The sequence below is a fragment of the Komagataeibacter sp. FXV3 genome (genome assembly GCF_015155755.1).
Taxonomy (GTDB): Bacteria; Pseudomonadota; Alphaproteobacteria; order Acetobacterales; family Acetobacteraceae; genus Komagataeibacter.
In genome coordinates this window covers 1-7,106 of record NZ_VWPI01000023.1, presented here as the reverse complement: position 1 = coordinate 7,106, position 7,106 = coordinate 1, and the positions used below count along the sequence as shown (strand labels likewise).

Genomic DNA, 7,106 nt, shown 5'->3' with positions numbered 1-7,106 from the left:
TCCCTATACTGCCGCCCTGACCGCCGCCGTGCCCCGCCCCGTGGCGGGTGCCACGCCCCCGCCGCCGCTTGGGGGTGACATACCCAGTCCCGTCAACCGCCCCGCCGGGTGCCGCTTCCATACACGCTGCCCATATGTGCAGGACCGCTGCCGGGTGGAGGCACCCGCCCTGCGGCCCATAGGCCCCGGCCATGAAGTGGCGTGTCATTTTCCCCTTGCGCCATCGTGATGGATCCGTTGGTGAATAATCAAAGTTTTTGGGTGTCGCCTTTTTTCAGAAAGGCGGCGTCTTTCGAAGCTTTTTGAAAAAAGCCTCACCAAAAACTTTTGACAGTTCCGGGCGGCGTCCTGTCGGCACCACAGGGCAAGTCTCCGGTCGTGGCATGGCGTGCGCAGGTGTGATGTGCCATCGTGCCGGGGCCATGACCGTATCGGGGGACACACTTTCCATGCCTGCAACCACCAGCCTGCCTGAACTGCTCCTTGCCATACGGTGCGGCCGGTTGTCCCCGCCCGCCAGCGTGGACGAAACCTTGGTACCGGTCACGGGGGCAGAGGCTTACGCCGTGCAGGACACGGTGGGACGGTCGCTTGGCCCGGTTGGCGGCTGGAAGGTAGGCGCGTCCGGCCCGGACGCCGAACCCGCCTGCGCACCCATCCATACCGCAACCATTTTCAATGATGGCGCGACCGTCCCGGCGGATACCTGCCGCCATCTGGGGGTCGAGGCCGAAATCGGCTACCGTTTCGCCCGCGCCCTGCCCCCAAGGTCCACGCCATGGACACGTGATGAGGTGCTGGACGCCATCGGCACGGCCCATCCGGTCATCGAGATCCTCGATACCCGCTTCGCCCGGCCCGGCTCCCTGCATAAACTGCTGCATGCCGCCGACCAGCAGAGCCATGGCGCCATGATCGTAGGTCCCGGCACCCCCACGTGGCGCACGCTTGACCCGGTACGTGAACGCGTGGTGCTGCGGATTGATGGCAAGGTCGCGATGGATCATATCGGTGGCAATGCGGCGGGCGACCCGCTGCGCATGCTGGTCTGGCTGGCCAATCATGCCGCCCGGCGCGGCATGGGCATTGATGCTGGCTGCGTGGTGACAACCGGTTCCACCACCGGCACCATTTTTGTCGCACATGGCACGGATGTCGAAGCCAGCTTCCCCGCATTGGGGTCGGTACGTGCCCACCTGGCCTGACCCCCTCGCCGTCCCGCCCGCAAGAAAGATCTGACATGAAACCCGATATCCTGCTGCTTGAACCCATGATGCCTGAAATCGAGAAACAGCTTGATGCGGCCTATAATGTCCATCGCCCGACAGCGGGTGAACCGTTGGACAAAATCGCCGGATCGATACGCGGCATTGCAACCGGTGGCGGCACGGGCGTGCCCCGCGCTGTCATGGACACCCTGCCCCATCTTGAGATCATCGCCATCAACGGCATTGGTACGGACGCTGTTGACCTGAATGAAGCAAAGCGACGCGGCATCCCTGTCACCATCACGCCGGGCGTGCTGACCGATGACGTGGCGGACATGGCCATGGGCCTGCTGCTGTCGCTGCTGCGCGGCCTGCCGGCGGCGGACCGTTACGTACGTGATGGCGGATGGGGCAGCAGGCCCATGCCACCGCTGGGCCACAGGGTATCGGGGCGCAGGCTGGGCATACTGGGCATGGGCCATGTGGGACAGGCCATGGCGACACGCGCCAGTGCATTCGGCATGCCGGTTTCCTATACCGACCGCCGTGACAAGAACCTGCCCGGTTATACGTTCGTCCCGGAACTGCTGACCCTTGCACGCCACAGCGATGTGCTGGTGGTGGCGGCCTCGGGCGGGGCGGGGTCACGGCATCTGGTCAACCGGCAGGTCCTTGATGCGCTGGGGCCGGATGGTGTGCTGATCAACGTGGCGCGCGGGTCGGTGGTGGATGAAGCCGCCCTTGTCACGGCCCTTGCGAATGGAACACTGGGTGGCGCGGGACTGGATGTGTTCGAACATGAACCCGACGTGCCCGAGGCGCTGCGTACCTCATCCCGTACCGTCCTGCAGCCCCACCGCGCCAGTGCCACGGTGGAAACCCGGCTGGCAATGGGAAAGCTGGTCGTGGAAAATCTTGCTGCCCATTTTACGGGCAGGCCATTGCTGACGCCAGTGGTCTGAACAGGCTTTTAACACCAGATGGCTGTTTGAAAAGAACTTGAAAATAAAAGTTTCCGGATGCTGCCTTTTTTTAAAAAAGGCAGCACCTTTCAAGGCTTTTTGAAATAAGCTTTACCAAAAACTTCTTTTAAATCTGAAGGATGCTTCAAGGGCTGACGTATAAATCCGACGATAGCGTGGCCTGCATGGCGGCGGTCAGTTCAAGGGCGTGCCGCCGCAGTCCATGGTCATGAATGGGCAGCGCAACCAGAAGTTCATCGGGTTCATGCCGGGCAATGAAATCGCGTAGCCGTGGCGTAATGGACCGGACTGAACCCGCAAACGTACATGACAGGGTCTGGTCCACCATCTCCTGTTCCGCTGGCGACCACAGGCCGGTGGTATCCGCAACCGGCGGGGGAAAGGCAATGGGCCGTCCCCGCCGCAGGGCAATGAAATACTGTTGCAGGGAGGTCGCCAGCAACGCGCCTTCTTCTTCCCTGTCCGCTGCGATGATGTTCACGCCCAGCATGACGTGGGGCCTGGGGCAACGGTCCGAGGGTTCAAACCGGGCACGGTAAAGACTGATCGCCTCCGCCATCTGTCCCGGTGCGAAATGGGATGCAAAGGCATAGGGCAGGCCAAGCCGTGCGGCCAGCACCGCTGAAAACAGCGATGACCCCAGCAGCCATACCGGCACCCGCAGGCCCATGCCGGGTATGGCGTGGACCATATGGGTGTCCATGGGATCGGCCGGTTCAAAATAATGCAGCAGTTCGACCACATCGGACGCAAAGCGTTCGGGCGCGTGCGGGTCACGACGCAGGGCGCGGGCCGTGCGCTGGTCCGCCCCCGGCGCACGGCCAAGGCCAAGGTCAATCCGGCCGGGAAACAGGGTTTCCAGCGTGCCGAACTGTTCGGCGATCACCAGCGGGGAATGATTGGGCAGCATGACGCCTCCCGCGCCAACACGGATGCGCGTTGTCGCCGCCGCCACCTGCCCGATCAGGATACCCGTGGCAGCCGACGCAATGCCCGGCATGGCGTGGTGTTCAGCCAGCCAGTAGCGCGCAAAACCGAGGTCATCGGCCCGTTGCGCCAGATCCAGTGTATTGCGGAAGGCATCGCCCGCGCTCCCACCGCGCGTAATAAGGGATAGGTCAAGGACGGAAAACGGGATCACACCATTACCTCAGCACGAATAATACAGGCCAGTCAGGAAGATATGGGGCGAAACCACATGAAATCCAGTTCAGGGATAGTGGGCAGACCATTGTGAAATAATTCATCGATAAAAAACAATAAAAGCTTTTGGATGCTGCTTTTCCAAGGCGGCGGTCTTTGACGCTTTTTGCAAAAAAACTTCTTATGACCTGCAACTGGTAAAAAAACTGCGGCAATCAAGGAATCTGGCATCCGGATATCGGGACACGCAACCGCCATATCCCCTAACATGATAACCTTCGGACCGCCCTGACCGGCCTTATTTAATGATCTTTCGCGCCCCGCACATGCGCCCCCGCATACAGGAACCATCCCCGTGATGGCCCGTTGGATCAGCAGGCATCTAGCGGAGTATATCCCATGCTGACCCTTCTTATCATTGCCCTCATCATCTTCGCCATTGGCGGAGGTGGCTATGGTTACCGCTCAGGCTGGTACGGCGGGCCGCGGGGAACCGGCTTCAACGGCCTCGGCCTGCTACCGATCATCCTGCTGGTCGTCGCGCTTTTTTTGTTGCTACACACGCCTGGTAATGCACCGCCGCCGTGATGGTAACGGTGCATGGGGTCACGGGCGGTCGTCGCGTGGGGGCCGCCCCGCCCACAGCGCGGCAAGGACTGACCCCGATATGTTGTGCCATACGGAAAATACCGCCCCCGGCAGCGCCGCCAGCGGGGAGAAATACAGCCGCCCCAATGTCGCGGCCAGACCGGAATTCTGCATGCCGACTTCCAGCGCCAGCGTGCGGCATACGCTTTCGTCAAAGCCCAGCAGGCGGCCACCCCAGTACCCACCCAGCAGCCCGACCGCATTGTGCAGCACCACCCCCACCAGCACCAGCGGCCCCACTGCTGCAAGCGACGGGCGCACGCCCGCCACGATGCTGCCGATGATCATCATGATCGACACCATGGCCACCAGCGGCAGCACCGGCTCAACCCGCCGGACCAGACGGGGACAGGCGGTGTTGACCACCACCCCGCCCATGACCGGCAGGGCCACGATTTCGACAATGCTGCGGAACAGGCCCCAGCTATCGACACTGACACCGGCCGAAACATAAAACCGCGTCAGCACCGGGGTCGCCACGATCCCGACCAGCGTGGACAGCGTGCTGATGCTGACAGACAGTGCTACATCCCCGCGTGACAGGTAGATCATGACATTGGACGCCGTGCCGCTGGAAACACAGCCCACCAGTACCATGCCGGTGGTGATCATGGGCGGCATGCCCAGCATGTGCGCAATCCCCCATGCGGCCAATGGCATGACAAGGTAGTGCAGCACGACACCGGCGATGACAGGCTGCGGCCTGCGCACGATGCGCACGAAATCCCCCGCCGTCAGCGTCACCCCCATGGTGAACATGATGAAGGCGAGCAACGGCGTGATGGCAGGCGTCAATGCCACGAACGGCGCGGGCGCCATAATCGCCATGGTCGAGACAAGGATCGCCCATAGCGGAAACAGCCGTGTCAGGGCCGCCATGTCATGTTCCGTATATGCGGCATATGTTCACCCTGCGCTTTCCTGCCTGTCCGTGCGGGATGCCTGAATACGCATTGACCGGCGACATGGCCAGAGCACACGACAGGTGGTGGATGATTTTGTGCCGCTTCCCGCACAGTAACACGCAACCTTTCCCCCTGCCGGGCTGTTATCGTGACTGTACGGGACGCCACCCGTGGCCCGCCATGGCATGGATCCTGCCGTGCCCACATTCCGACATGGGGAGACATGCGTGCCCGACACCGTTTACCGCAACGCGCTTTTTTTTGACGGCACGGGCAGCCATCCTGTCATTTCCGACGTTGCCGTATCTGATGGCCGGGTCGCGGCAATCGGCCCATCGCTGGAGTGGGATGAAAACGCGACACAGGTGGATTGCACCGGTCAGTGGCTGATGCCGGGGCTGCTGGATATCCATACTCATCTGGACCTTGAACTGGAACTGGCCCCCGAGTTGCCCGAAGTGGTGCGCCATGGCACCACCACGGTGGTGATCGGCAACTGTTCCATCGGGGTGACCTATGGCCACCAGCGCAGCGCGGGGGAAGATCCCGTCGTGGACTGCTTCGCCCGCGTGGAAAACATGCCAAAACCCGTGCTGGCCCGCGTGGCGGACGCCTGCACATGGACGGATTCACAGGGATATCTGGACCATCTTTCCGGCCTGAAGCTTGGCGCCAATGTCGTCCCGCTCATTCCCCATTCCATGCTGCGCATTGCGGTCATGGGACTGCAGCAGTCCATTACCCGTCCCCCCACCAAACGCGAACGTGCGCAGATGGAACGCCTGGTGGATGCAGGCATGGCGCAGGGTTATGCAGGGTTTTCCACCGATGCCCTGCCCTTTCATTTCCTGGCCAACAACCCGCACAAGAAACGCAAGATCCCCACCCAGTACGCCAGCTACCGCGAACTGGCGCAACTGACCAATGTTGTACGCCGCTACGGGCGCGTATGGCAGGCAACCCCGCCCAAGGATGATATCATCGAGGCGGTACGCACCTTCCTGCTGACCAGCGGGCGGCTGTTCGGTCGTCCGCTGCGCACCACGGTGCTGGCGGCAATCGACCTGCGGACCAATCGCGCCGCGGTCACGATGTGCCTTATGCTGTCCGCCATCCTCAATTCCCGGCTGCTGGAGGGGATCTTCCGTTTTCAGGTGTTGTCGGGCACATTCCGGATATGGAGCGACGGGGCCATCAACCCCATAGCGGACGAAATACCCGAACTGCGCGCCCTGAATGAACTGGAACTGGATGACCGGGCGGGACGCCTGCGTATTCTGGATGACCCGCAATGGATCGCGTCCTTCCGCGCAATGTGGCTGAAGGGCAGGACGGGATGGTCGATTGCAAGGCTGCGGCGCCTGCTGCGGCTGGAGGACACGGTGCTGACCCGGCGTCTGGCGGATATGAAGGTGGCCGAATGTCCCCTGCCCCTGTGGCAGGGCGAAACACTGCAATATCCCTATCACCGCCTGCGGCAGTGGCAGGCGACAGGGGGACGCCATGGGGCGGTCAATGCGGAAGAAGCCGCGTTTTTCGCAACCTTTCCCAATCCCATTGAGGATGACGCCGCTTTCCTAATCCACCTGCTGCAGCAATGGGATACGGACCTGCGATGGGAGACGACTTTTGCCAACCGCAATCCGGTCACGCTGAAAAAACTGCTGTTCAACCCCCATACACTGCCGGGGTTCAATGACAGTGGCGCGCATCTGGCCAATATCGCCTTTTATGACGGTAACCTGCGGACCCTGAAAATCGCCCAGCCTGACGGGCCGCAGCAGGTGGCGACTGCCGTCCACCGCCTGACCGGCCTGCCCGCTGGCTTTTTCAACCTCAATGCAGGTGTGCTGAAGGTGGGCGCGCAGGCGGATCTGTGCGTGATCGACCCCGATGCCCTGCGTCAGTGGGATCCGGAAAAAACCTATGAATTCGTCTATCGCAGCGCATTTGGCTGCCGTCAGGTCATCAACCGGCCACCCGGCGTCGTGCGCCATGTCATGGTCGCGGGCCGGACGGCATGGACCGATGGCGCGTACACCCGTGACTTTGGCCAGACGGCCTTTGGCCGCGTCATGCGCGCGAAAGACCACCCGGATGAACGCGGCTCCCGCCCACATGCCCCCCGGACGACATCAACCGGGCAATCATAACGGCCCACCTGCCTGTCCCCATGCCCCTGTTTCACGATGGGCAACACCCACCCGCACATATTTGAT

The 7,106-nt window shown here is 62.1% G+C and carries 8 protein-coding genes; 5 read left to right on the top strand and 3 right to left on the bottom strand.

The genetic code is table 11. From position 1 onward, the window contains the following. The 3 genes from F1542_RS02480 to F1542_RS02470 form a co-directional block, all read left to right on the top strand. The coding region (locus F1542_RS02480; protein WP_346011744.1) for an oligopeptide/dipeptide ABC transporter ATP-binding protein at window positions 1-229 on the top strand (229 nt) is incomplete at its 5' end. Between the two features lie 172 nt (window positions 230-401). Beyond that, window positions 402-1,205, top strand: a complete 804-nt coding sequence (locus F1542_RS02475; protein WP_193731644.1) for a fumarylacetoacetate hydrolase family protein — start codon at window positions 402-404, stop codon at window positions 1,203-1,205. Window positions 1,206-1,240: 35 nt separating this feature from the next. Continuing rightward, window positions 1,241-2,170, top strand: a complete 930-nt coding sequence (locus F1542_RS02470; protein WP_193731642.1) for a 2-hydroxyacid dehydrogenase — start codon at window positions 1,241-1,243, stop codon at window positions 2,168-2,170. 145 nt (window positions 2,171-2,315) lie between these two features. On the opposite strand, the gene F1542_RS02465 is transcribed toward F1542_RS02470, so the two are convergent. Continuing rightward, window positions 2,316-3,332: an LLM class flavin-dependent oxidoreductase gene (locus F1542_RS02465; RefSeq protein WP_193731641.1), complete on the bottom strand. Its 1,017-nt coding sequence runs from the start codon at window positions 3,330-3,332 to the stop codon at window positions 2,316-2,318. Window positions 3,333-3,364: 32 nt separating this feature from the next. Next, the gene (locus F1542_RS02460; protein ID WP_193731640.1) at window positions 3,365-3,604 is read right to left on the bottom strand and encodes a hypothetical protein; all 240 of its coding nucleotides are present in this window, start codon (window positions 3,602-3,604) and stop codon (window positions 3,365-3,367) included. 129 nt (window positions 3,605-3,733) lie between these two features. Here F1542_RS02460 and F1542_RS02455 point away from each other — a divergent pair, with 129 nt between their 5' ends. After that, the gene (locus F1542_RS02455) at window positions 3,734-3,922 is read left to right on the top strand and encodes a hypothetical protein (protein WP_010508502.1); all 189 of its coding nucleotides are present in this window, start codon (window positions 3,734-3,736) and stop codon (window positions 3,920-3,922) included. 18 nt (window positions 3,923-3,940) lie between these two features. Here F1542_RS02455 and F1542_RS02450 read toward each other — a convergent pair whose 3' ends face one another. Further along, window positions 3,941-4,861, bottom strand: coding sequence for a bile acid:sodium symporter family protein (locus F1542_RS02450; RefSeq protein WP_193731639.1), 921 nt, complete (start codon window positions 4,859-4,861; stop codon window positions 3,941-3,943). A gap of 253 nt (window positions 4,862-5,114) precedes the next feature. On the opposite strand from F1542_RS02450, the gene F1542_RS02445 reads away from it, so the two are divergent. Continuing rightward, entirely contained in the window at window positions 5,115-7,040 is a 1,926-nt protein-coding gene (locus tag F1542_RS02445; protein WP_193731643.1) for an N-acyl-D-glutamate deacylase, read from the top strand. The last annotated feature ends 66 nt before the right edge of the window (window positions 7,041-7,106 follow it).